Source organism: Methylomonas sp. Uni0011 (genome assembly GCF_056850255.1).
In genome coordinates, this window is sequence record NZ_JBVVNO010000003.1 from 160,815 (window position 1) to 182,842 (window position 22,028).

Annotated in this window: 33 protein-coding genes; all 33 read left to right on the forward strand. The window is 47.5% G+C overall.

What is annotated here, in order from left to right:
• Positions 1–54: 54 nt before the first annotated feature.
• Positions 55–4,266, forward strand: coding sequence for a DNA-directed RNA polymerase subunit beta' (gene rpoC, locus AC0IM9_RS06010; protein WP_482803407.1), 4,212 nt, complete (start codon positions 55–57; stop codon positions 4,264–4,266).
• A gap of 134 nt (positions 4,267–4,400) precedes the next feature.
• The gene (gene rpsL / locus AC0IM9_RS06015) at positions 4,401–4,775 is read left to right on the forward strand and encodes a 30S ribosomal protein S12 (protein WP_013820393.1); all 375 of its coding nucleotides are present in this window, start codon (positions 4,401–4,403) and stop codon (positions 4,773–4,775) included.
• 13 nt (positions 4,776–4,788) lie between these two features.
• Positions 4,789–5,259: a 30S ribosomal protein S7 gene (gene rpsG / locus AC0IM9_RS06020; RefSeq protein ID WP_140914198.1), complete on the forward strand. Its 471-nt coding sequence runs from the start codon at positions 4,789–4,791 to the stop codon at positions 5,257–5,259.
• Positions 5,260–5,277: 18 nt separating this feature from the next.
• On the forward strand, positions 5,278–7,371 hold the full coding sequence (gene fusA / locus AC0IM9_RS06025) for an elongation factor G (RefSeq protein ID WP_482803408.1): 2,094 nt from the start codon (positions 5,278–5,280) through the stop codon (positions 7,369–7,371).
• A 25-nt stretch (positions 7,372–7,396) separates the two neighbouring features.
• A complete protein-coding gene (gene tuf / locus AC0IM9_RS06030) occupies positions 7,397–8,587 on the forward strand; it encodes an elongation factor Tu (RefSeq protein ID WP_140913950.1) in 1,191 nt (396 codons plus the stop codon).
• A gap of 6 nt (positions 8,588–8,593) precedes the next feature.
• Entirely contained in the window at positions 8,594–8,905 is a 312-nt protein-coding gene (gene rpsJ / locus AC0IM9_RS06035; protein ID WP_020484801.1) for a 30S ribosomal protein S10, read from the forward strand.
• A gap of 30 nt (positions 8,906–8,935) precedes the next feature.
• A complete protein-coding gene (gene rplC, locus AC0IM9_RS06040; protein ID WP_140913505.1) occupies positions 8,936–9,586 on the forward strand; it encodes a 50S ribosomal protein L3 in 651 nt (216 codons plus the stop codon).
• A gap of 3 nt (positions 9,587–9,589) precedes the next feature.
• The gene (gene rplD, locus AC0IM9_RS06045; protein ID WP_445372551.1) at positions 9,590–10,210 is read left to right on the forward strand and encodes a 50S ribosomal protein L4; all 621 of its coding nucleotides are present in this window, start codon (positions 9,590–9,592) and stop codon (positions 10,208–10,210) included.
• A complete protein-coding gene (rplW, locus tag AC0IM9_RS06050) occupies positions 10,207–10,506 on the forward strand; it encodes a 50S ribosomal protein L23 (protein ID WP_278209460.1) in 300 nt (99 codons plus the stop codon). The genes rplD and rplW overlap by 4 nt, the downstream gene beginning before the upstream one ends.
• A 32-nt stretch (positions 10,507–10,538) precedes the next feature.
• Positions 10,539–11,366, forward strand: a complete 828-nt coding sequence (rplB, locus tag AC0IM9_RS06055) for a 50S ribosomal protein L2 (RefSeq protein ID WP_140913508.1) — start codon at positions 10,539–10,541, stop codon at positions 11,364–11,366.
• A 12-nt stretch (positions 11,367–11,378) separates the two neighbouring features.
• The gene (gene rpsS, locus AC0IM9_RS06060; protein ID WP_064042135.1) at positions 11,379–11,651 is read left to right on the forward strand and encodes a 30S ribosomal protein S19; all 273 of its coding nucleotides are present in this window, start codon (positions 11,379–11,381) and stop codon (positions 11,649–11,651) included.
• 9 nt (positions 11,652–11,660) lie between these two features.
• Positions 11,661–11,993, forward strand: coding sequence for a 50S ribosomal protein L22 (rplV, locus tag AC0IM9_RS06065; protein ID WP_140913509.1), 333 nt, complete (start codon positions 11,661–11,663; stop codon positions 11,991–11,993).
• 9 nt (positions 11,994–12,002) lie between these two features.
• Positions 12,003–12,674, forward strand: coding sequence for a 30S ribosomal protein S3 (gene rpsC, locus AC0IM9_RS06070; RefSeq protein ID WP_140913510.1), 672 nt, complete (start codon positions 12,003–12,005; stop codon positions 12,672–12,674).
• Between the two features lie 20 nt (positions 12,675–12,694).
• Complete coding sequence (gene rplP, locus AC0IM9_RS06075) at positions 12,695–13,108, forward strand: 50S ribosomal protein L16 (RefSeq protein ID WP_026602118.1); 414 nt, start codon at positions 12,695–12,697, stop codon at positions 13,106–13,108.
• The gene (rpmC, locus tag AC0IM9_RS06080; RefSeq protein WP_140913511.1) at positions 13,108–13,299 is read left to right on the forward strand and encodes a 50S ribosomal protein L29; all 192 of its coding nucleotides are present in this window, start codon (positions 13,108–13,110) and stop codon (positions 13,297–13,299) included. The genes rplP and rpmC overlap by 1 nt, the downstream gene beginning before the upstream one ends.
• A gap of 2 nt (positions 13,300–13,301) precedes the next feature.
• Positions 13,302–13,565 carry a 30S ribosomal protein S17 gene (gene rpsQ, locus AC0IM9_RS06085; protein ID WP_278209458.1) on the forward strand — a complete coding sequence of 88 codons (264 nt, stop codon included), beginning with the start codon at positions 13,302–13,304 and terminating at the stop codon, positions 13,563–13,565.
• A gap of 27 nt (positions 13,566–13,592) precedes the next feature.
• On the forward strand, positions 13,593–13,961 hold the full coding sequence (gene rplN / locus AC0IM9_RS06090; RefSeq protein WP_054759259.1) for a 50S ribosomal protein L14: 369 nt from the start codon (positions 13,593–13,595) through the stop codon (positions 13,959–13,961).
• A 15-nt stretch (positions 13,962–13,976) separates the two neighbouring features.
• Entirely contained in the window at positions 13,977–14,294 is a 318-nt protein-coding gene (rplX, locus tag AC0IM9_RS06095; protein WP_482803409.1) for a 50S ribosomal protein L24, read from the forward strand.
• Positions 14,295–14,305: 11 nt separating this feature from the next.
• A complete protein-coding gene (rplE, locus tag AC0IM9_RS06100; protein ID WP_140913514.1) occupies positions 14,306–14,845 on the forward strand; it encodes a 50S ribosomal protein L5 in 540 nt (179 codons plus the stop codon).
• 10 nt (positions 14,846–14,855) lie between these two features.
• Positions 14,856–15,161, forward strand: a complete 306-nt coding sequence (gene rpsN, locus AC0IM9_RS06105) for a 30S ribosomal protein S14 (protein ID WP_482803410.1) — start codon at positions 14,856–14,858, stop codon at positions 15,159–15,161.
• Between the two features lie 35 nt (positions 15,162–15,196).
• Positions 15,197–15,592 carry a 30S ribosomal protein S8 gene (gene rpsH / locus AC0IM9_RS06110; RefSeq protein ID WP_140913516.1) on the forward strand — a complete coding sequence of 132 codons (396 nt, stop codon included), beginning with the start codon at positions 15,197–15,199 and terminating at the stop codon, positions 15,590–15,592.
• Positions 15,593–15,611: 19 nt separating this feature from the next.
• Positions 15,612–16,145, forward strand: coding sequence for a 50S ribosomal protein L6 (gene rplF, locus AC0IM9_RS06115; RefSeq protein WP_140913517.1), 534 nt, complete (start codon positions 15,612–15,614; stop codon positions 16,143–16,145).
• Between the two features lie 8 nt (positions 16,146–16,153).
• Positions 16,154–16,507, forward strand: coding sequence for a 50S ribosomal protein L18 (gene rplR / locus AC0IM9_RS06120; RefSeq protein WP_482803411.1), 354 nt, complete (start codon positions 16,154–16,156; stop codon positions 16,505–16,507).
• A 9-nt stretch (positions 16,508–16,516) separates the two neighbouring features.
• Complete coding sequence (gene rpsE, locus AC0IM9_RS06125; RefSeq protein ID WP_140913519.1) at positions 16,517–17,023, forward strand: 30S ribosomal protein S5; 507 nt, start codon at positions 16,517–16,519, stop codon at positions 17,021–17,023.
• Positions 17,024–17,029: 6 nt separating this feature from the next.
• Entirely contained in the window at positions 17,030–17,215 is a 186-nt protein-coding gene (rpmD, locus tag AC0IM9_RS06130) for a 50S ribosomal protein L30 (protein ID WP_140913520.1), read from the forward strand.
• Positions 17,216–17,650 (forward strand): 50S ribosomal protein L15, encoded by a 435-nt coding sequence (gene rplO, locus AC0IM9_RS06135; protein ID WP_140913521.1) that lies wholly within the window; start codon positions 17,216–17,218, stop codon positions 17,648–17,650.
• Entirely contained in the window at positions 17,651–18,976 is a 1,326-nt protein-coding gene (gene secY, locus AC0IM9_RS06140; RefSeq protein ID WP_140913522.1) for a preprotein translocase subunit SecY, read from the forward strand.
• A gap of 15 nt (positions 18,977–18,991) precedes the next feature.
• Positions 18,992–19,105, forward strand: a complete 114-nt coding sequence (gene rpmJ, locus AC0IM9_RS06145) for a 50S ribosomal protein L36 (protein ID WP_081607976.1) — start codon at positions 18,992–18,994, stop codon at positions 19,103–19,105.
• A gap of 74 nt (positions 19,106–19,179) precedes the next feature.
• Complete coding sequence (gene rpsM / locus AC0IM9_RS06150) at positions 19,180–19,536, forward strand: 30S ribosomal protein S13 (protein ID WP_140913523.1); 357 nt, start codon at positions 19,180–19,182, stop codon at positions 19,534–19,536.
• A 24-nt stretch (positions 19,537–19,560) separates the two neighbouring features.
• Entirely contained in the window at positions 19,561–19,947 is a 387-nt protein-coding gene (gene rpsK, locus AC0IM9_RS06155) for a 30S ribosomal protein S11 (RefSeq protein ID WP_020484822.1), read from the forward strand.
• 15 nt (positions 19,948–19,962) lie between these two features.
• Positions 19,963–20,583 (forward strand): 30S ribosomal protein S4, encoded by a 621-nt coding sequence (rpsD, locus tag AC0IM9_RS06160; RefSeq protein WP_482803412.1) that lies wholly within the window; start codon positions 19,963–19,965, stop codon positions 20,581–20,583.
• A 23-nt stretch (positions 20,584–20,606) separates the two neighbouring features.
• Entirely contained in the window at positions 20,607–21,614 is a 1,008-nt protein-coding gene (locus tag AC0IM9_RS06165; protein ID WP_482803413.1) for a DNA-directed RNA polymerase subunit alpha, read from the forward strand.
• Positions 21,615–21,631: 17 nt separating this feature from the next.
• A complete protein-coding gene (gene rplQ, locus AC0IM9_RS06170; RefSeq protein ID WP_482803414.1) occupies positions 21,632–22,012 on the forward strand; it encodes a 50S ribosomal protein L17 in 381 nt (126 codons plus the stop codon).
• Positions 22,013–22,028 lie beyond the last annotated feature (16 nt).

Below are 22,028 nucleotides of genomic sequence, written 5' to 3' on the forward strand. Positions count from 1 at the left end.
CTCACGCGACTAGATTTCGGACGATATCGGTAACATTTTGAAGAGGGTAAGCTCTTGAAAGATTTAATGAATTTCTTAAAGCGTCAAGGCCGTACAGACGATTTTGACACTATACGCATCGGTTTGGCTTCTCCGGACATGATTCGCTCATGGTCTTACGGTGAAGTCAAAAAGCCTGAGACGATCAATTACCGCACCTTCAAGCCGGAACGCGACGGTTTGTTCTGCGCAAAAATTTTCGGGCCGATTAGCGATTACGAGTGCTTGTGCGGTAAATATAAACGCTTGAAACACCGTGGCGTGATCTGCGAAAAATGCGGCGTCGAAGTGACTTTGTCCAAAGTTCGGCGCGAACGTATGGGCCATATCGATTTGGCTAGCCCGGTAGCGCATATTTGGTTCTTGAAGTCTTTGCCGTCGCGTATCGCGCTGCTGCTGGATATGACTCTGCGTTCGATCGAGCGCGTGCTTTATTTCGAAACGTTTGTGGTGATAGATCCCGGCATGTCTCCGCTGGAGAAAGGCCAGTTATTGACCGACGAAGAATATTTGAACGCGGTTGAAGAGCATGGTGACGATTTCGTCGCGAAAATGGGTGCCGAGGCTATCTACGATTTGTTGAAGTCGATCGATTTGAAAGACGAAATCAACAAGTTGCGCGAAGAGATCAATTCGACCAATTCCGACACCAAAATCAAGAAATTTTCGAAGCGATTGAAGGTGATCGACTCCTTGCTGGCATCGAATAATCGCCCGGAATGGATGATTATGACGGTGTTGCCGGTGTTGCCGCCGGAATTAAGGCCTTTGGTGCCGCTGGATGGCGGCCGCTTTGCCACGTCGGACTTGAACGATCTATATCGCCGAGTTATCAACCGCAATAACCGTTTGACGAGGTTGTTGGATTTGAACGCGCCCGACATCATCGTGCGTAACGAAAAGCGGATGTTGCAGGAAGCGGTGGATGCATTGTTGGACAACGGCCGCCGCGGCCGGGCCATTACCGGTAGCAATCGTCGGCCGTTAAAGTCCTTGGCCGATATGATCAAGGGCAAGCAAGGTCGTTTCCGGCAGAACCTGCTGGGGAAACGGGTGGACTACTCCGGCCGTTCCGTAATCGTGGTAGGACCGACGCTGCGTCTGCACCAGTGCGGATTGCCGAAAAAAATGGCGCTGGAACTGTTCAAGCCGTTTATTTTCAGTAAGTTGCAACTGCGCGGCTTGGCGACAACCATCAAGGCGGCCAAAAAGATGGTCGAGCGCGAAGGCGCTGAAGTTTGGGACATTCTCGAAGAAGTGATCCGCGAACATCCGGTGCTGTTAAACCGTGCGCCGACGTTGCACCGTTTGGGCATTCAGGCATTCGAACCGACCTTGATCGAAGGTAAGGCCATCCAGTTGCATCCTTTGGTTTGTAGCGCATTCAATGCCGACTTCGACGGCGACCAGATGGCGGTTCATATTCCGTTGTCTGTGGAAGCACAGTTGGAAGCCCGTACTCTGATGATGGCGACCAATAATATTCTGTCTCCCGCAAACGGCGAGCCGGTTATCAATCCGTCGCAGGACGTGGTTTTGGGGCTCTATTACATTAGCCGCGAGAAAATTAACGCGGTTGGCGAAGGTAGCGTTTTCTCCGATGTGTCCGAAGTCATGCTGGCTTTGGATAGCAAAGCAGTCGAATTGCAGACCAAGATTCAGGTGCGAATTACCGAAAAGCTAAAAAACGCCGAAGGTGAATTCGAAACGATTGTCAGCCGTAAGCAAACTACAGTCGGGCGTTCCATCATCTGGGGTATCGTGCCAGACGGCATGCCTTATGAGTTGGTTAATGTCGATATGACTAAAAAGAATATATCGCGGCTGATCAACTATAGCTACCGTTACCTGGGGATCAAAGAGACCGTTATTCTGGCCGATAAGATCATGTATCTTGGCTTTAAGTACGCGACTCGCGCCGGTGTGTCATTTGGTATCGAAGACATGGAAATTCCGCTGAAAAAGGCCGACATTATTCGGGCTGCGGACGCCGAAGTGAGCGAAATTCAGAATCAGTACGCATCCGGTTTGGTTACCGATGGTGAACGCTATAACAAAGTTGTCGATATTTGGTCCAGAGCCAATGACCAAGTGGCGAAAGTCATGATGGAAGGCTTGGGGGAGGATGAGGTCGTCAATAAAGCGGGTGAAACTGTCAAGCAAAAATCGTTCAACTCCATCTTTATGATGGCCGAGTCGGGAGCGCGGGGTTCCGCGGCTCAAATCCGGCAGTTAGCCGGGATGCGCGGTTTGATGGCGAAGCCGGACGGTTCGATTATTGAAACGCCTATTACGGCTAACTTCCGCGAAGGTCTGGATGTATTGCAATACTTTATTTCGACCCACGGTGCTCGCAAAGGTCTGGCTGACACGGCGCTTAAAACGGCGAACTCTGGGTATTTGACCCGACGCTTGGTCGACGTCGCCCAGGATCTGGTCATTGCCGAGTTCGATTGCGGTACTCAAAATGGTTTGACCATGATGCCGATTATCGAAGGCGGCGATGTAGTAGAGCCTTTGGTTGATCGAGTTTTGGGGCGTGTGGCTGCAATTGATGTTACCGAGCCTGCCGGGAATAAAGTTTTAATACCGGCAGGTACAATGATCGATGAAAATTTGGTCACTGTGCTGGAAGAGAACGGTATCGATAAAATGCTGGTTCGCTCGGTAATCACTTGTGAGTCGCGGCATGGTGTCTGTGCTAAATGCTACGGCCGGGATTTAGGTCGAGGTCATTTGGTCAATATTGGCGAAGCTATCGGTGTTGTAGCTGCGCAGTCGATTGGTGAGCCGGGCACGCAATTGACTATGCGTACCTTCCATATTGGCGGTGCGGCATCGCGTTCGGCGGCGGTCAGCAACGTGCAGGTTAAATCCAGTGGTACGGCGAAGCTCAATAATTTGAAAACTGTTAAAAACCGCGAGAATAACTTGGTTGCTGTATCCAGATCCGGCGAGGTCGGCGTGATGGATGACTACGGCCGTGAGCGCGAGCGTTACAAGATCCCTTACGGTGCCGTTTTGTCGGTGGCCGACGGTACGCCGGTTAGTGCTGGTGACATCATCGTAAATTGGGATCCACATACTCATCCGGTTATTACTGAGGTGGATGGTTTCATCCAATTGATCGACTTTATGGATGGAATCACAGTACAGGAGCAGTCTGACGAGGTTACTGGTCTGACGTCTAGGGTGGTTACGGATCCAAAGCAACGGACCTCGGCCGGTAAAGAGCTACGACCAATGGTTCGGTTGATAGACGAGCAAGGCGGGCAGATTAATTTGCCTGGGACTGATATCCCGGCTCAGTATTTCTTGCCAGCCGGCGCTATCGTAGGCGTTAAAGATGGCGGTGAAGTTAAGGTCGGTGACGTATTGGCGAGAATTCCGCAAGAATCTAGTAAAACTCGCGATATTACCGGTGGTTTGCCACGTGTTGCCGATTTATTCGAGGCGCGCAAAACCAAGGATCCTGCAATTCTTGCAGAAGCAACCGGTATGGTGTCGTTCGGTAAAGAAACCAAGGGTAAGCAACGCGTCATTATTACTGATTCCGAAGGTGAGCAGTACGAGACATTGATTCCAAAATGGCGGCATATCACGGTGTTCGAGGGTGAATTTGTCGACAAAGGTGAGACGATTGCCGAAGGCGAGCTGACTCCTCACGACATCCTGCGTCTGCGTGGAATTGAAGAGCTAGCCGATTACTTGGTTAAAGAGATTCAAGACGTTTATCGCCTGCAGGGTGTAAAGATCAATGACAAGCACATTGAGGCAATCATCCGGCAAATGCTGAGAAAGGTTGAAATTACCGCCTCGGGAGATACTGATTTTGTTAAGGGCGAGCAGGTAGAGCGGACCTTGATTAATGCGGTTAACGATCAAATTGAAAGGGAAGGAAAAATCCCTGCAAGTTACGACTCGTTATTGCTGGGTATCACTAAAGCTTCTCTTGCTACAGAGTCGTTTATTTCTGCGGCTTCGTTCCAAGAAACTACTCGAGTGCTTACCGATGCGGCGGTGCGCGGCATCAGTGACAGTCTGAACGGACTGAAAGAGAACGTTATCGTTGGGCGCTTGATTCCTGCTGGAACCGGGCTGGCCTACCACGAGCAGCGACGGAAAAGAAGGTCTGCTGAGTTCGCATCCTCGGCGGAAGCCTCTAATCAGGCCATGGAAGCAGTTGATGTGGAAGAGGCCTTGAAACAGGCGTTGAATATTGAATAGCCTTAAAAAGACTTGACCTGATTACCGTGTAAAGGTATCATGCTCTGCTCGAATCGACCAAGTGATTTGGGCGGAGTAATGTCATTTGTGGAAAGATATTACTTATTAACATTGCATATTCGGAGTAGTTAAGAATGGCCACGATCAATCAGTTGGTCCGTAAGCCTCGCGCTAAAAAAATAGAAAAAACCAATGTTCCGGCATTGGAGGCGTGCCCGCAAAGAAGGGGTGTTTGTACGCGCGTGTACACCACGACGCCAAAAAAACCTAACTCGGCGTTGCGCAAAGTTGCGCGGGTGCGGTTAACCAATGGCGCTGAGGTAAGTAGCTATATCGGCGGCGAAGGGCACAATTTGCAGGAGCACTCTGTGGTCTTGATTAGAGGTGGTCGGGTGAAAGATTTGCCGGGTGTGCGCTATCACGTGGTTCGCGGTAGTCTTGATACGTCGGGCGTAAAGGATAGAAAGTGCGGTCGTTCAAAGTACGGCGCAAAAAGGCCTAAGAAATAAGGGTTGGTAACAGATGTCAAGAAGAAGAGTTGCTGCAAAAAGAGTAATAAATCCTGATCCGCGCTTTGGTAGCGATATGCTTTCAAAGTTTATGAACATGATTATGGTAGATGGCAAAAAATCAGTTGCCGAAAAAATCGTGTACGGTGCGCTCGATGTTATCGAGAGCAAAGGGCACAAAGAGTCTCTGGAGTTGGTTTCCAAGGCGCTAGAAAATGTTCAGCCTCGGGTCGAGGTTAAGTCAAGAAGGGTGGGTGGTGCGACTTATCAGGTCCCAGTAGAGGTTCGTCCTGCACGAAGATTGGCTCTTTCTATGCGTTGGTTGATTGATGCATCCCGCAAAAGGAATGAAAGGACAATGGCTGCCAAGTTGGCCGGTGAGTTACTGGATGCCTCTGAAGGTCGCGGTGCTGCAGCTAAGAAGCGGGAAGACACCCACAGAATGGCTGAAGCAAATAAGGCGTTTGCGCATTATCGTTGGTAATCAGGTCTAGGTTTCGTTGTGTCTCGAAAGACGCCTATAGAGCGTTATCGTAATATAGGCATAATGGCGCATATAGACGCTGGAAAAACAACGACTACTGAACGGATACTCTACTACACTGGGGTCTCGCACAAAATTGGTGAGGTTCATGATGGTGCTGCTACCATGGATTGGATGGAGCAAGAGCAAGAGCGTGGCATAACAATCACATCCGCGGCCACGACCTGTTTTTGGGCTGGGATGGGCGGTGAGCGAGACCGGTATCGGATCAATATTATCGATACTCCAGGTCATGTCGACTTTACCATTGAGGTTGAGCGTTCGCTTAGAGTGCTAGATGGCGCCTGCGCGGTTTTCTGCGCAGTCGGAGGTGTAGAGCCGCAATCCGAGACAGTTTGGCGGCAGGCTAACAAATACAAAGTGCCCCGTGTTGTATTCGTCAACAAGATGGATCGAGTCGGGGCAGATTTTCTTCGGGTGGTCGAGCAAATAAAAAGTCGCTTGGGGGCTTCGGTTGTTCCAATGCAGTTGCCGATAGGGTCTGAAGACGCGTTTAAAGGTGTGATTGATCTTCTGAAGATGAAGGCCATTTACTGGTCTGAAGCCGATATGGGTTTGGCATTTACCGAATCGGAAATTCCGGAAGAACTGGTTGCCAATAGCCTTAAATGGCGCGAATACATGTTTGAGTCGGCGGCCGAAGGAAGCGACTCATTAATGAATAAGTATCTGGAGCAAGGAGAGCTTACGGATGCAGAGGTAATATCAGGAATACGGGCCCAGGTTCTAGCAAATAAGCTGGTACCTGCCTATTGCGGTTCAGCCTTCAAAAATAAAGGTGTGCAGTGCCTACTGGATGCGGTCATAGACTTTTTGCCGTCACCCGCCGATATCGGTTCGGTTTGTGGATTGAACGATGCGGGCGAAAGTGTTTATAGGTCGGCAGCAGATAACGATTCGTTTTCCGCCTTGGCTTTTAAAATCGCATCCGATCCATTCGTAGGAACGTTAACCTTTATTCGGGTTTATTCGGGGGTGCTTAAATCAGGCGATACGGTGCTCAATTCGACGAAGAATAAAAGAGAGCGCGTCGGCCGTATCGTGCAGATGCACGCCAATAGCAGGGTAGAGATAAACCAAGTTAGGGCGGGTGATATTGCGGCCTTGGTTGGTTTGAAGGAGGTTACGACAGGTGACACCTTTTGTGATATGGCGGCGCCTGTGTTGTTGGAAAAAATGGAGTTTCCGGAGCCGGTTATTTCCGTTGCAGTAGAGCCAAAAACCAAAGCAGATCAAGACAAATTGGCGGTTGCGCTGGCAAAGCTGGCCCAAGAGGATCCTTCCTTTCGCGTAAGTACCGATCCTGAGTCCGGGCAAACAATTATTGCTGGCATGGGCGAGCTACATCTTGAGATTATCGTTGATCGGATGAAAAGGGAATTTAGTGTTGCCGCCAACGTAGGGGCTCCCCAGGTCGCTTATCGTGAAACAGTGACGAAAGTCGTTGAAGCAGAAGGTAAATTTGTTAGGCAAACCGGGGGCAAAGGGCAGTACGGCCACGTTTGGTTGCGCATCGAGCCTGGTGAGCTAGGCTCAGGTTACCAGTTCGTCAATGAGATCGTGGGTGGCATAGTTCCTAAAGAGTATGTCCCGGCCATTGACAAAGGTATTCAGGAGCAAATGGAAAACGGAGTGTTGGCTGGTTTTCCAGTGGTTGATGTAAAGGTTAGTTTATTCGATGGTTCATATCATGATGTCGATTCGAATGAAATGGCTTTCAAAATAGCAGGATCTATCGGCTTTAGGGATGGAGCAAAAGCTGCAAACCCAGTGTTGCTGGAGCCTATCATGAAAGTAGAGGTAGTGACTCCCGAGGAAAATATGGGAGATGTCGTCGGCGACATTAACAGGCGCAGAGGGCTGATTCACGGCGTGGATGATGTTCCAGCTGGTAAAGTGGTCCAGTGCGAAGTGCCTCTAGCGGAAATGTTCGGTTACGCTACCGATCTTAGGTCGGCCACGCAAGGACGTGCCACTTATAGTATGCAGTTTGAAAAATATAACGAAGCACCTGCAAATATTGCGGAAGCGATTATTAGAAAAGTATCTTAAGTTTTTAAATATCAGGTATTGAATCATGGCTAAAGAAAAATTTGAAAGAAAGAAACCGCACGTAAACGTAGGAACGATTGGCCACGTTGACCACGGCAAAACAACCTTGACTGCTGCGCTGACCAAGGTTATGGCCGAGCTGCAAGGTGGCGAAGCAAAAGCGTTTGATCAAATCGACAATGCTCCCGAAGAGCGGGCGCGCGGTATCACCATTTCGACCTCACACGTAGAGTACGAGTCAGCCAATCGTCACTATGCGCACGTTGACTGCCCGGGTCACGCTGACTACGTCAAAAATATGATTACCGGTGCGGCGCAAATGGACGGTGCTATTCTGGTTTGCTCCGCGGCTGACGGTCCGATGCCGCAAACGCGCGAGCACATCCTGCTGTCTCGCCAGGTAGGCGTTCCATACATCGTTGTGTTCTTGAACAAAGCGGACATGGTCGATGATGCCGAGCTGATTGAGCTGGTTGAAATGGAAATTCGCGAACTGTTAAACCAGTACGAATTCCCGGGCGACGATACCCCAATCATCGTTGGTTCTGCGCTGAAAGCGTTGGAAGGTGAGCAAAGCGAAATTGGTGTTCAGTCGGTTGTTAAGCTGGTTGAAGCTCTGGATAGCTATATTCCTGAGCCGCAACGCGCAATCGATGGCAAATTCCTGATGCCAATCGAAGACGTATTTTCGATTTCCGGTCGTGGTACGGTAGTAACCGGCCGTGTCGAGCGCGGTATTATCAAAGTCGGCGAAGAGGTTGAAATCGTTGGTATCAAAGATACCGTGAAAACCACCTGTACCGGTGTTGAAATGTTCCGCAAATTGCTGGATCAAGGTCAGGCTGGCGACAACGTGGGTATCCTGCTGCGTGGCACCAAGCGCGACGACGTAGAGCGGGGTCAAGTATTGGCTCACGTAAACAGCATTAAGCCACACTCGCATTTCAAGGCCGAAATCTACGTACTGTCGAAAGAAGAGGGTGGCCGTCACACGCCATTCTTTAACGGTTACCGTCCACAGTTCTACTTCAGAACCACCGACGTGACTGGTGCGGTTGAGCTGCCGGAAGGTGTTGAAATGGTAATGCCAGGTGACAACATCTCGGTCACAGTAAAATTGATCTCGCCGATCGCGATGGAAGACGGATTGCGCTTCGCAATTCGTGAAGGTGGCCGTACCGTCGGTGCGGGTGTTGTGGCTTCCATTGTTGAGTAATTGAAGATGGCAAATCAAACTATCAGAATCCAATTGAAAGCCTTTGATCATAAATTGATCGATCAGTCGGCGGGAGAGATAGTAGAAACAGCAAAGCGGACCGGCGCCCAAGTGAAAGGCCCGATTCCTTTGCCTACTAGAAAAGAGCGCTTTACTGTACTGATTTCGCCACACGTCAATAAAGACGCGCGCGATCAATACGAATTGAGAACATACAAACGGTTGTTGGACATCGTCGAACCTACCGATAAGACTGTTGACGCCTTGATGAAGCTTGATCTGGCGGCTGGGGTTGATGTTCAAATTAAGCTGAAATAACGAAAAGTTATAGATTAGAGGGATTGGCAGATGTCAATAGGTCTTATTGGTCGTAAATGTGGTATGACCAGAATTTTTTGCGAAGATGGTTCTTCTGTACCTGTAACCGTGCTTCATATCGACTCAAACCGAGTCATTCAGGTAAAGAGCGTCGAAAACGACGGTTACCGTGCCGTACAAGTGGCTGCAGGTGATGTAAAGTCTTCTAAGGTCAATAAAGCAATGGCGGGTCACTATGCTTCTGCCAATGTCACAGCTGGTCGGGGGCTTTGGGAGTTTCGTCTCGGCGAGAATGAGGGTGGGGAGTTAGTCCCTGGAGCTGAGCTCAAGGTTGACGTATTTTCCGCAGGGCAAATTGTCGATGTTGCCGGTACGAGTATCGGTAAGGGCTTTGCAGGTACAGTTAAGCGCCACAATTTTAGAACGCAGGATGCCACCCATGGTAACTCTCGTTCGCACAGGGTGCCCGGTTCCAGCGGTATGAACCAAACGCCAGGACGAGTATTTAAAGGCAAAAAAATGTGCGGCCACATGGGGGCAGTTAAGACGACTGTTCAAAATCTGAAGATTCACGCCATAGACGTCGAGCGCAATTTGATTCTGGTTAGGGGCGCCGTTCCCGGGGCGAAAGGCGGCGACGTGGTTATCACCCCTGCGGTGAAAATGATCAATAAAGGTTAATTTATGGCATTACAAATACCTGCAATCAACGGTGGCGGTTCCTCTCAGGCACTCGATGTGTCAGATGAAGTATTTGGTCAGGATTTCAATGAAACCTTGGTCCATCAATTGGTCACTAAATATCTTTCAAGTGCACGCGCTGGCACAAAGGCGCAAAAAAACCGCTCTGCCGTTAGCGGTGGCGGTTTGAAGCCCTTTCGCCAAAAAGGCACTGGCCGTGCGCGTGCCGGTACAACCCGCAGCCCGATCTGGCGCACGGGTGGTGTCACGTTCGCGGCTCAGCCGCGCTCGTTCGACCAGAAGTTGAACAAAAAAATGTACAAGGTCGGTATCCGATCCATATTCTCAGAATTATTGCGTCAGGGACGGATCGCAGTTTGTGATGACATCGTGCCGGCATCCCCAAAAACAAAAGACTTCTTGGCAAAAATTAAAGGTATCGAAGCCAAACGGTTGCTGGTTGTAGCGGATGACCTGAACGAAAATTTGATTTTGGCGGCAAGGAATTTGCCATATGTAGCGGTGGTAACACCTACTAGTATCGACCCGGTGTCGCTAGTTGCCGCTGACAAAGTCATAGCAACGGCTACAGCCTTGAAGCAAATTGAGGAGCGTTTAGCATGAGTGAACAAAAAGTTAAATTAGCGAACGTTTTGTACGCGCCGATCATTTCGGAAAAAAGCTCAAATGCCGCGGACCAAAATAATCAATTTGTGTTTAAAGTGCAAAAGACAGCAACCAAACTGCAGATTAAAAAAGCAGTCGAGTTGATGTTCGGTGTGAAAGTCGAATCGGTTCGCGTATTAAACGTCAAAGGAAAAATCAAGCGCTTCGGACGCGCTTTGGGTAAGCGCTCAGACTGGAAAAAAGCATATGTGAAATTGCAGTCGGGCCACAATATCGAACTTGCAACAGCATAACTTTTTAAAGCAAATAGGAGCGGTAGAAGAGCATGGCTATTCTAAAATCAAAGCCGACATCTCCAGGTTCTCGGTTTGTAGTACGTGTACAAAATAATGATTTGCATAAGGGTAAGCCATTTGCACAACTACTAGACAAAAAGAGCAATACTGGTGGACGTAACAATCAGGGTAGAGTGACAACCCGCCACATCGGTGGGGGACACAAGAAGTTTTATCGTATTATCGATTTCAAGCGCGATAAAGCTGATGTTCCGGCCATTATCGAGCGAATAGAATACGATCCAAACAGAACAGCTAACATCGCACTGGTTTTATTTAAAGACGGTGAGCGGAGATACATAATAGCGCCCAAAGGGATAGAAGTTGGTCAGGAAATACTAAGTTCCGAAACCACCCCCGTCAAAGTTGGAAATTGCATGCCGTTACGTAATATGCCACTGGGTACCACCCTGCATTGTGTCGAATTGAAGCCCGGCAAAGGTGCTCAGTTGGCACGAAGCGCAGGTACTTCTGTCCAATTGGTGGCTAAGGATGGCGCTTATGTGACAGTAAGATTGCGTTCCGGTGAGATGAGAAAAGTGCCTTCCGACTGCAAAGGTGTGGTTGGCGAAGTTTCGAATTCTGAGCACAATTTGATTTCCCTGGGTAAAGCTGGCGCCAAGAGGTGGAGAGGCGTAAGGCCTACAGTCCGAGGCGTTGCCATGAACCCTGTTGACCACCCGCATGGAGGCGGTGAAGGCCGAACTTCAGGCGGGCGCCATCCTGTGTCGCCATGGGGAACTCCAACTAAGGGCTACAAAACCCGTAAAAATAAACGTACTGACAACATGATTGTCAGACGCCGTAAGCAAAAATAAGAGGTATCTGACGTGCCACGTTCAATTAAAAAAGGTCCATTTATTGATCATCACTTGCTTAAAAAAGTTGAAGAGGCGGTGAGAACAAATAATCGGAAACCGATTAAAACCTGGTCTAGACGCTCGATGATCAGCCCTGATATGTTGGGGCTGACCATTGCGGTGCACAATGGTAAGCAACATGTGCCAGTGTTGATTTCTGAAAATATGGTCGGTCATAAATTAGGTGAGTTCTCCCCGACGAGAACTTATAAAGGCCATATCGCTGACAAAAAATCCAGATAAGGAGTGAACGTGGAAGTATCGGCTAAATTGAGTAACGCTCCCTTGTCTGCGCAGAAAGCGCGTTTGGTAGGAGATCAGATTAGAGGGTTGCCTGTTGAAAACGCCTTAAACCTTTTGAATTTCAGCTCCAAAAAAGCGGCTGCAATCTTCAAAAAGGTTCTTGAATCAGCTATAGCGAACGCCGAGCATAACGAAAACGCAGACATAGACGAACTAAAAGTGTCTACCGTTTTCGTGAACGAAGGGCGCACAATGAAGAGAATCTCTGCTCGAGCAAAGGGGCGCGCCAACCACATTCTGAAAAGAACTTGCCATATAACAATCAAAGTAGCTGAGAAATAGAGGTATAAGATGGGACAAAAGGTTCATCCCACTGGGATTCGTCTCGGGATCGTAAAAGATTGGACTTCGAGATGGTATGCAAATAGCCAGAATTACCCTGTGCTTCTGCTGCAAGATTTGAAAGTTCGTGAATATATCAAGCAAAAATTGGCGCACGCTTCAGTTAGTCGTGTCCAGATTAATCGACCTGCGAACAATGCAAACATAACTGTGCACACTGCGCGGCCTGGCATCGTAATTGGAAAAAAGGGCGAGGATATCGATATCTTGCGTCAGAATATTTCCGCGATGATGGGTGTTCCCGTTCAGCTGAATGTCGAGGAAATTAGAAAGCCTGAGCTCGACGCCTACTTGGTCGCAGAGAGTATTGCCCAGCAGTTGGAAAAACGGATTATGTATCGCCGGGCAATGAAGCGGGCGGTGACAAACACTATGCGATTGGGTGCGGAAGGTATCAAAATCACCGTGGCGGGACGTTTGAACGGTGCTGAAATCGCCAGAACTGAATGGTACCGTGAAGGGCGCGTGCCGCTGCACACCTTGCGGGCTGACATCGATTACGGAACCGCAGAGGCGAAAACCACTTACGGAATCATCGGTATTAAGGTCTGGATCTTCAAAGGTGAGGTGTTCGATATGGATGCTCATACCGCTTCGCTCAACGCAGACTCAAAAAAATAAGTTGAACGGGAATAGACAAAATGCTTCAACCAAAAAGAACTAAGTTTCGTAAACAACATACCGGACGTAATAACGGCACAGCGTTGCGTGGGTCCTCAGTCAGCTTCGGTGAGTATGGTTTGAAATCTATAAGTCGTGGTAGAATGACTGCCCGCCAAATTGAGGCGGCTCGGCGAGCTATCAGCAGGCATGTTAAGCGTGGTGGTAAAATTTGGATCCGTATTTTTCCAGATAAGCCAATTACCAAAAAACCATTAGAAGTTCGTATGGGTAAAGGTAAAGGTAGTGTAGAATACTGGGTTGCTCAAATTAAGCCAGGCACCATGCTGTTCGAGATTGAAGGGGTTTCTGAAGAGTTGGCCCGTGAGGCTTTTGAGCTTGCAGCTGCGAAGTTACCTGTAAAAACAACGTTTTCTGCTCGGACAATAATGTAATGAAAGCAAAAGAACTGAGAACCAAAAGTAAAGACGAATTGAAAGGGACTTTGTTGGAGTTGTCCAAGGAGCAGTTTAATTTAAGAATGCAGAAAGGTACCGGGCAGTTAAGTAAATCTAGTCAAGTAAAAACCGTTCGGCGCCAAATTGCTCGCATTAATACAATCTTAAGTGAAATGGCGAGGGCGTGATCATGAGCGAAAACATAGAAAGTACACGTAAAGTAACCGGACGCGTCGTTAGCAATAAAATGGATAAGACGGCGTCGGTTTTAGTCGAGCGGTTGGTGAAGCATCCGGTGTACGGCAAATATATCAAGCGGTCTACGAAGCTGCTGGTGCATGACGAGAACAATATTTGCCAAGAGGGCGATATAGTAACAATCGCTTCGTGTCGACCGATTTCGAAAAATAAATCGTTTAAGTTGCTGGAAGTCGTCGAGGCTTCCAACAAATAATTAAAATCTTTAGTTGGGAATTTAAAAATGATTCAGATGCAAACTAGCCTTGACGTCGCCGATAATAGTGGCGCAAAAAAGGTCATGTGTATCAAGGTTCTTGGAGGATCGCATCGCCGCTATGCCGGTATCGGTGACATCATCAAAGTCAGTGTTAAAGACGCAATGCCTCGCACCCGCGTGAAAAAAGGCGACGTTTACAATGCCTTGGTCGTAAGAACAAAAAGAGGTGTTCGTAGAGCTGATGGTTCAGTGATTAGATTCGACGGTAACGCTGCGGTAATTTTAAATAACCAACTGCAACCAATCGGTACACGTATCTTTGGGCCTGTCACACGCGAGCTGAGAGGGGATAAGTTTATGAAAATTATCTCTCTCGCCCCAGAAGTGCTATAAGACGGAGGCCTAAAGATGCAAAAAATAAAACAAGGTGACGAAGTTATTGTCTGCGTTGGAAGAGAAAAAGGCAAGCTTGGACGGGTTTCTAAAGTGCTTGAAGATAATAGAGTGCTGGTCGAAGGTGTTAATTTGGTTAAGAAGCACCAAAGAGGGAATCCTAATCTCGGTATCTCTGGCGGCATCGTAGACAAAAATATGCCCATTCATATTTCGAATATAGCGATATTCAATCCCAAAACAAAAAAAGCCGATCGAATTGGTTTTAGGTTGAATACTGATGGTAAAAAAGTTAGATTTTTTAAATCTAACAATGAAACTATCGGTGAGTGAGGAGACAAGCTATGTCGAGATTAGAAAAGAAATACAAAGAAGAAATAGTGCCGGCACTGATAAGTCAATTCGGATATAAAACCGTAATGCAAGTGCCTAAATTAACCAAAATCACTCTTAATATGGGTGTTGGTGGCGCGGTAGCGGACAAGAAAGTGCTGCAATCTGCAGTTTCTGATATGGAAAAAATTTCCGGACAGAAGGCCGTGGTTACTTTGGCGCGTAAATCTATAGCAGGGTTTAAAATCCGCGACGACATGCCTATTGGATGTAAGGTGACTTTGCGTAGCGATAGAATGTACGAGTTTTTGGATAGGTTAATTACCATTTCTATACCGCGTATTCGTGATTTTAGAGGGATGAGTTCCAAAAGTTTCGATGGCAGAGGGAACTATTCTGTCGGTATTAAGGAGCAAATAATTTTCCCGGAAATCGACTACGATAAAATCGACACCCTTCGAGGGATGGATATTTGCATCACTACGACAGCCCAAACCGACGAGGAAGGTCTGGCGTTGTTGAAGTTATTCAATTTCCCATTTAAAAGCTGAGGGTGTACTCATGGCAAAAAAATCGATGATAGCTCGCGAATCAAAGCGCGCTAGTTTAATTAAAAAATACGACAGCAAGCGCACTGCGTTAAAGGGCATTATACGTTCGCCAAATGCGACGTTCGACGAGAAGGAAAGCGCGCAAATTCAGCTGCAAAAATTACCCAGGGACTCTAGTAAATCTAGATTACGTAATCGCTGTAAGCTCACCGGTAGACCTCATGGTTACTATAGAAAGTTTGGGTTGAGCAGGAATAAGCTTAGAGAAGCGACCATGCGAGGCGATGTGCCTGGTCTGTCTAAAGCTAGCTGGTAACTATCGTTACGTAAAAGGTTGTTGGGGAATTAATAATGAGTATGACAGATCCTATTGCAGATATGTTGACTAGAATAAGAAATGGTCAGTCTGCTGGTAAAAAGAGCGTGAAAATGCCGTCCTCTAAATTAAAGCTTGCTATAGCAAAGGTTTTAAAAGAAGAGGGTTATATCAACGATTACAAAACCGAAGTAAACGGTAGTCATACAGAGATGACAATCGAGCTCAAATATTACAACGGTGTCCCGGTAATTGAGAGTGTGAAAAGAATTAGTAGGCCGGGTTTGAGGATTTACAAATCTAAAGACGAGCTTCCAAAAGTTCTCGGCGGCCTCGGTATTGCGATCGTATCAACTTCAAACGGCGTAATGACTGATCGGGCTGCTCGTGCCATTGGGCACGGCGGCGAAGTCATTTGTACCGTCTGCTAAGAGTTTTAAAGGATATATCATGTCACGAGTAGCTAATGCGCCGATTGTATTGCCGGCCGGCGTAGAGATAAAACTGGACGGTAAACACACAGTCATAAAAGGCAAACTGGGTGAGCTTTCATTCCGCCTTTCGCCATCAGTTGAACTTGAATTGAGCGGCAATGTTATCAGCGTAAAATGGGATAGTGCGGTGAAAGGTGCGAAGGCGCATGCCGGTACTGCTCGCGCGTCAATCAACAATATGGTTAAGGGTGTTTCGGAGGGCTTCGTTAAGAAGATGCTTTTGGTTGGCGTCGGTTATAGGGCGCAGGTCAAAGATAATCTCCTGACTTTGTCTTTGGGTTATTCCAATCCAGTGGAATATCTGATTCCCGAAGGTGTCACCGTTGAGGCGCCGTCCCAAACCGAGCTTTTGGTAAAAAGTAGCGACAAGCAGAAACTGGGGCAAGTGGCTTCTGAAATTCGCGCTTTCAGGCCGCCGGAGCCTTACAAAGGTAAAGGTGTCAGAATTGCCGATGAATATGTGGCTCGAAAAGAAGCCAAGAAGAAATAGGTAACAAAATGGATAAGAAAAATTCCAGGCTAAAGCGAGCGCTAAAGCTTCGTTGCAAAATCAAGAAACTGAACGTCAACAGATTGACCATACATCGCACTTCACAGCATATCTATGCACAAGTGTTGAGTGTTGATGGAACAATGACCCTCGCTTCTGCTTCTACTGTGCTCGCGGATATTAAAACAAAGGTAAAAAATACCAGTAATATCGAGGCGGCGACAGCAGTAGGTACGCTAATTGCGGAGCGGGCCCTGGCTGCTGGGGTTCAGGAGGTCGCGTTTGATCGATCGGGTTTTAAATATCATGGCCGTGTGAAAGCGTTGGCAGATGCTGCTCGCGAAGCCGGGTTGAAGTTCTAGGGGAAGATTATGGCAACAGCACCATCTCAAGGTAGTACTGACGGTTTGCAGGAGAAATTAGTTTCTGTTCGTCGAGTGGCAAAAGTGGTTAAAGGCGGTAGGGTATTTGGGTTTGCTGCTCTTACAGTCGTAGGTGACGGCGACGGTCGGGTCGGTTACGGCGTATCAAAGGCCAGGGAGGTGCCGGTAGCAATCCAGAAGTCCCTGGAGCAAGCACGAAAAAATATGAGAAAAGTCGCGCTGAAGGAAGGTACTTTGCAATATTCCATTATGTCCAACACTGGTGCGGCTAAAGTCTATATGCAGCCGGCGTCGGAAGGTACTGGTATTATCGCTGGAGGGGCTATGCGTGCGGTTTTTGAGGTTGTAGGTGTGCACAATGTACTGGCCAAATGCATAGGTACTAGTAATCCGATTAATGTTGTCAGAGCTACGATCAACGGTCTCACTGCTATGCAGGATGCGAAGAGGATTGCCGCTAAGCGTGGTTTGACTGTTGAGCAAATTACAGGATAAGAAGACATGTCCGGCAAAAAGTTAAACGTAATGATGACTAAAAGTAAAAATGGTAGATTGAAAAGTCATCAACAATGCCTGAAAGGCTTGGGATTAAGCAAAATTCGCCAAGTTGTTGAGGTGAGCGATACTCCTGAAAATAGAGGCATGATTAACAAAATCGCTTATATGCTTAAAGTAGAGGAAGTCTAAATGTTTTTAAACACGATACAGGCTGCATACGGCGCAAGAAAAAAGGCTAAGCGCGTTGGTCGCGGAATAGGCTCTACTGACGGCAAGACCTGCGGTCGCGGTCACAAAGGGCAAAAAGCACGGGCTGGGGGGTTTCATAAGGTAGGCTTTGAAGGGGGGCAGATGCCCTTGCAAAGGAGGCTGCCTAAAGTTGGTTTTACCTCTCGCACCAAGAAGTTTTCCGCAGAAGTACGGTTGAGCGAAATTAGTTCACTAAACGTTGACGTCGTAGATCTTCAGGTTTTGATTAGCAGTAATCTTGTCCCTGTGTTCACAAAGAAAGTTAAGGTAGTCAATACGGGTGTGTTGTCAAGAGGTTTAACTTTGAAAGGCCTTGGTGTAACTGCAGGTGCGAAGTCAACAATAGAAGCTGCTGGTGGCAAAGTAGAGGCATAGGTGAGTGCTAAAGGTTATGAAGTTTCCGCGGGTGCTTTCCGTTTTGGGGAGCTAAAGTCTAGGTTGCTGTTTGTTTTAGGCGCTTTTGTTGTGTATCGGGTTGGTGCTCACATTCCGGTGCCCGGGATTGATCCAAAGGCACTTGCGACAATGTTTGAGCAGCAGTCCGGTTCGATCTTAAACATGTTCAACATGTTTTCCGGCGGGGCTTTGATGAGGCTAAGCTTGTTTGCGCTTGGCATCATGCCTTATATTTCTGCCTCCATCATTATGCAGTTGATGACTATCGTTATTCCCGCGATGGAGCAGTTAAAGAAAGAAGGCGAGTCTGGTAGGAGAAAAATCTCTCAATATACGCGCTACGGGACGGTTGTTTTGGCGATGTTTCAGTCGGTGGGTATTTCTGTAGCGTTGCAAAATCAAACCGCAGGCGGACTTGCTGTGGTTTTGCAGCCCGGTTTAGGGTTCGTGGTTGTTACTACCATTACGCTAGTAACTGGGACAATCTTTCTGATGTGGCTTGGCGAACAGGTGACAGAGCGGGGAATCGGCAACGGCATATCGCTACTAATCTTTGCCGGTATCGTATCAGGACTTCCCTCTGCAATAGGTGGGACGTTGGAGCTTGCTCGTACTGGAGAGATGAATGGTGCATTTATTGTGTTGCTTTTCGCGTTAGCGATTTTTGTCACAGGCATTGTGGTATTTGTTGAGCGCGGACAAAGACGGATCACGATTAATTACCCCAAGCGTCAGCAGGGCAATAAGGTGTATGCAGGGCAGAGTTCGTTTTTGCCTTTAAAATTAAATATGGCTGGCGTTATACCGCCTATCTTCGCTTCAAGTATTATCTTGTTTCCAGCAACTATTGCAGGCTGGTTCGGTAATGTAGAAGGTTTTTCGTGGTTGCAAGATGTGGCATCTGTTCTCTCTCCCGGTCAGCCTGTCTACGTCTTGTGCTACGCGTTGGCTATAGTATTTTTTTGCTTTTTCTACACCGCGCTGGTGTTTAATTCTAAAGAAACAGCGGAGAACCTAAAGAAATCCGGTGCCTTTTTGCCTGGTATCAGGCCGGGGATGCATACCACTAGTTACATTGATAAAGTAATGACTAGGCTTACCCTGATTGGCGCAGTCTACATCACATTGATTTGCCTGTTGCCCGAATTTCTGATTGTTTATTGGAATGTTCCATTTTCTTTTGGCGGTACTTCGCTGTTAATCATTGTTGTGGTTGTAATGGATTTTATATCGCAAATGCAGACCCATCTGATGTCTCAACAGTATGAAGGGTTGATGAAGAAAGCCAATCTGAAGAAATCTTAATTTAAGGAGTTAGCCGTGAAAGTACGTGCTTCAATTAAAGCCATCTGTAAGAGCTGCAAAGTTATCAAAAGGAATGGCGTAGTAAGGGTCATCTGTAAAGATGGTCGTCACAAGCAAAGACAAGGTTAGTTGTTTTTGCGATTTATTTTTCGGAGTGTTATACTTCTCCGTTTAACCTTATAGTATCGTTTTGGAGTGTTTGAATGGCTCGTATTGCTGGTATAAACGTGGCTGATCATAAGCATGCGGAGATAGCCTTAACAGCTATTTACGGAATTGGTAGGCAGACTGCTAGAGATATATGCAGTGAAGTAGGGGTTAACCCCGCTGTCAAAATCAGGGATCTGACTGAAGATCAAGTTGAGGCAATACGCAAAGTCATTTCTGGTATGACCGTCGAAGGCGATTTGCGTAGGGAAGTCTCTATGAACATAAAGAGGCTTATGGATCTTGGCTGCTATCGCGGGATTCGGCATCGTCGGGGCTTGCCTTTGAGAGGTCAGCGGACTCGGACAAATGCGAGGACTAGAAAAGGGCCTCGTAAATCGGTCACCAAGTAGTAATTAAAATAGATAGGCAATTTGATGGCAACCCAAAATCGAGTTAAGAAACGGATAAAAAAGGAAGTTGCAGACGGCATAGTGCATGTTCATGCGTCCTTTAATAATACGATCGTTACAATTACAGACCGGAAAGGTAACGCTTTGTCCTGGGCTACGTCAGGTGGCTCCGGATTTCGCGGGTCGAGAAAGAGCACTCCATTTGCAGCTCAGGTGGCCGCTGAGAAAGCCGGCGCGGTGGCGCAGGAATATGGCATGAAAAACCTCGACGTCATGATCAAAGGGCCTGGTCCAGGCAGGGAGTCCGCTGTTCGTTCATTAAACAGCATGGGCTTTAAAATTTCGAATATTGTGGATGTGACTCCGATTCCTCACAACGGATGCCGTCCTCCAAAAAAGCGTCGCGTTTAGGTAGTGGAGTAAATAATGGCAAGATATCTTGGTCCTGCGTGTAAGTTAAGTCGCAGAGAGGGCACTGATCTTTTTTTAAAAAGCAGAGGTAAATCTCTGGAGAGTAAGTGCAAATTGGATCAGCGCCCCGGTCAGCATGGGGCTAAGCGCACGAGAAACTCTGACTACGCTATGCAATTGCGAGCAAAGCAGCGTTTGCGCAGGATTTATGGCGTTTTGGAAAAGCAATTTAGAAATTATTACAAAGCGGCCGACTTGCAGAAAGGCGCGACTGGTCAAAATTTGTTGGATTTCCTGGAATCCAGGCTGGATAACGTTGTTTATCGCATGGGCTACGCGGCCACTCGAGCAGAGGCTAGGCAGTTGGTGTCGCACAAAGCAATCTTGGTCAATGATCGTCTGATCAACATCCCCTCGTATCAGCTTTCAGCAGGCGACGTGATTAAAATCAGAGAGAAAGCCAAGAGTCAACAGCGAATTAAGGATGCGTTGGTCGTTGCGGAACAATACGGTTTTCCGGTATGGGTGGAAGTTAACGCTAAAGAAATGAGCGGCGTATTCAAATCCGTGCCTGATCGCGTCGATTTGGGGTCTGACATCAACGAACAGTTGGTTGTCGAGCTCTATTCTAAGTAATAAACAGGGCTAGGATACAATATATGCAGAGTTCTATTGGTGGCCTTCTTAAGCCAAGATTAGTTGAAGTCGTAAACGAATCGGCCAATCATTCGCGGATTGTGATCGAGCCGCTTGAAAGAGGCTTTGGCCACTCGCTCGGCAACGCTTTGAGAAGGGTCATGCTCTCTTCAATTCCTGGTTGCGCAGTTACAGAAATATCTATAGACGGTGTGCTGCACGAATTTACCACGATCGAAGGCGTTCAAGAAGATGTTATCGATATCATCTTGAATTTGAAAAAGCTGGCGGTAATTGTCCATTCTAAAGACGAGGTAACATTAACCTTATCAAAAAAGGGAGCGGGTGTTGTTACTGCTGGTGATATAGAATTGCCTCATAACGTTGAAGTCGCCAATCCTGAATTGGTCATCGCTAACGTTACCCAAGATATCGGCTTAAACATAAAAATTAAAGTTGAAAGAGGGCGCGGCTACGTTCCAGCAAGCGTCAGAAAGGAAGCGTTCGACGACGCTCCCGTTGGCGTTCTGATGTTGGATGCCGCTTTCAGTCCGATTGTTAAAGTGGCTTATCACGTAGAGAGCACCCGGGTTGAGCAGCGGACCAATCTCGATCGCTTAGTTATCGAGTTGGAAACTAATGGCACTGTAGATCCAGAGCATGCGATAAAGACGGCCGCGTCAATCTTGCACGATCAGCTTTCTGTTTTCGTTGATTTCGAAAAGGTCAACGAGCAAGTTCAGGAGGAAGTTGCGGTAGAAGAGGACTCTTTCGACCCCGTACTATTACGTCCGGTAGATGATTTAGAACTGACGGTTCGTTCAGCGAATTGCCTAAAAGCAGAAAATATCTTTTATATCGGCGATTTAATCCAGCGAACAGAAGTCGAGCTGTTACGGACTCCCAACTTAGGCAAGAAGTCTCTCACCGAGATAAAAGACATCCTTGCTATTAAAGGACTGTCTTTAGGCATGCGGCTGGAAAACTGGCCGCCTGAGAACTTGGCAGACCAATCCCAAGCTGGAATTTGAATATAAGGCACTGAAAAATGAGACACCGTAAATCTGGAAGACAGTTAAATAAAAACAGCAGCCACAGAAAAGCGCTGTTTAGCAACATGGCTTGCTCACTTTTTAAGCATGAGTTGATTAAAACCACGCTTCCGAAAGCAAAAGAATTAAGAATGATTGCAGAGCCGTTGATCACTCTGTCGAAAAATGATTCAGTCGCAAAACGTCGTCAAGCTTTCTCCAAGTTGCGTGATCGCGATGTGGTGACTAAGTTGTTTAACGAACTGGGTCCACGCTACTCTGCCAGAACTGGTGGTTACTTGCGTATCATTAAGTGCGGCTTTCGGCCAGGTGACGATGCACCAATGGCTTATGTAGAGTTGGTTGATCGACCGGAGCCTGTGGCTGCGGCAGAATAAACTTATTAACTTTACT

What these genes read in the sequence shown, in the direction of transcription:
- rpsQ (WP_278209458.1), top strand. Translation starts at nt 13,302, where the DNA reads ATGAGCGAAAACATAGAAAGTACACGTAAAGTAACCGGACGCGTCGTT.
- rplW (WP_278209460.1), top strand. Translation starts at nt 10,207, where the DNA reads ATGAGTGAACAAAAAGTTAAATTAGCGAACGTTTTGTACGCGCCGATC.
- rpsN (WP_482803410.1), top strand. Translation starts at nt 14,856, where the DNA reads ATGGCAAAAAAATCGATGATAGCTCGCGAATCAAAGCGCGCTAGTTTA.
- rpmC (WP_140913511.1), top strand. Translation starts at nt 13,108, where the DNA reads ATGAAAGCAAAAGAACTGAGAACCAAAAGTAAAGACGAATTGAAAGGG.
- rplX (WP_482803409.1), top strand. Translation starts at nt 13,977, where the DNA reads ATGCAAAAAATAAAACAAGGTGACGAAGTTATTGTCTGCGTTGGAAGA.
- rpmD (WP_140913520.1), top strand. Translation starts at nt 17,030, where the DNA reads ATGTCCGGCAAAAAGTTAAACGTAATGATGACTAAAAGTAAAAATGGT.
- rplF (WP_140913517.1), top strand. Translation starts at nt 15,612, where the DNA reads ATGTCACGAGTAGCTAATGCGCCGATTGTATTGCCGGCCGGCGTAGAG.
- rpsJ (WP_020484801.1), top strand. Translation starts at nt 8,594, where the DNA reads ATGGCAAATCAAACTATCAGAATCCAATTGAAAGCCTTTGATCATAAA.
- rplE (WP_140913514.1), top strand. Translation starts at nt 14,306, where the DNA reads ATGTCGAGATTAGAAAAGAAATACAAAGAAGAAATAGTGCCGGCACTG.
- rpsM (WP_140913523.1), top strand. Translation starts at nt 19,180, where the DNA reads ATGGCTCGTATTGCTGGTATAAACGTGGCTGATCATAAGCATGCGGAG.
- rplQ (WP_482803414.1), top strand. Translation starts at nt 21,632, where the DNA reads ATGAGACACCGTAAATCTGGAAGACAGTTAAATAAAAACAGCAGCCAC.
- tuf (WP_140913950.1), top strand. Translation starts at nt 7,397, where the DNA reads ATGGCTAAAGAAAAATTTGAAAGAAAGAAACCGCACGTAAACGTAGGA.
- rpsH (WP_140913516.1), top strand. Translation starts at nt 15,197, where the DNA reads ATGAGTATGACAGATCCTATTGCAGATATGTTGACTAGAATAAGAAAT.
- rpsC (WP_140913510.1), top strand. Translation starts at nt 12,003, where the DNA reads ATGGGACAAAAGGTTCATCCCACTGGGATTCGTCTCGGGATCGTAAAA.
- AC0IM9_RS06165 (WP_482803413.1), top strand. Translation starts at nt 20,607, where the DNA reads ATGCAGAGTTCTATTGGTGGCCTTCTTAAGCCAAGATTAGTTGAAGTC.
- rpsG (WP_140914198.1), top strand. Translation starts at nt 4,789, where the DNA reads ATGTCAAGAAGAAGAGTTGCTGCAAAAAGAGTAATAAATCCTGATCCG.
- rpsK (WP_020484822.1), top strand. Translation starts at nt 19,561, where the DNA reads ATGGCAACCCAAAATCGAGTTAAGAAACGGATAAAAAAGGAAGTTGCA.
- rpsL (WP_013820393.1), top strand. Translation starts at nt 4,401, where the DNA reads ATGGCCACGATCAATCAGTTGGTCCGTAAGCCTCGCGCTAAAAAAATA.
- rpsE (WP_140913519.1), top strand. Translation starts at nt 16,517, where the DNA reads ATGGCAACAGCACCATCTCAAGGTAGTACTGACGGTTTGCAGGAGAAA.
- rplC (WP_140913505.1), top strand. Translation starts at nt 8,936, where the DNA reads ATGTCAATAGGTCTTATTGGTCGTAAATGTGGTATGACCAGAATTTTT.
- rplN (WP_054759259.1), top strand. Translation starts at nt 13,593, where the DNA reads ATGATTCAGATGCAAACTAGCCTTGACGTCGCCGATAATAGTGGCGCA.
- rpsD (WP_482803412.1), top strand. Translation starts at nt 19,963, where the DNA reads ATGGCAAGATATCTTGGTCCTGCGTGTAAGTTAAGTCGCAGAGAGGGC.
- rplD (WP_445372551.1), top strand. Translation starts at nt 9,590, where the DNA reads ATGGCATTACAAATACCTGCAATCAACGGTGGCGGTTCCTCTCAGGCA.
- rplP (WP_026602118.1), top strand. Translation starts at nt 12,695, where the DNA reads ATGCTTCAACCAAAAAGAACTAAGTTTCGTAAACAACATACCGGACGT.
- rplR (WP_482803411.1), top strand. Translation starts at nt 16,154, where the DNA reads ATGGATAAGAAAAATTCCAGGCTAAAGCGAGCGCTAAAGCTTCGTTGC.
- rplB (WP_140913508.1), top strand. Translation starts at nt 10,539, where the DNA reads ATGGCTATTCTAAAATCAAAGCCGACATCTCCAGGTTCTCGGTTTGTA.
- rplO (WP_140913521.1), top strand. Translation starts at nt 17,216, where the DNA reads ATGTTTTTAAACACGATACAGGCTGCATACGGCGCAAGAAAAAAGGCT.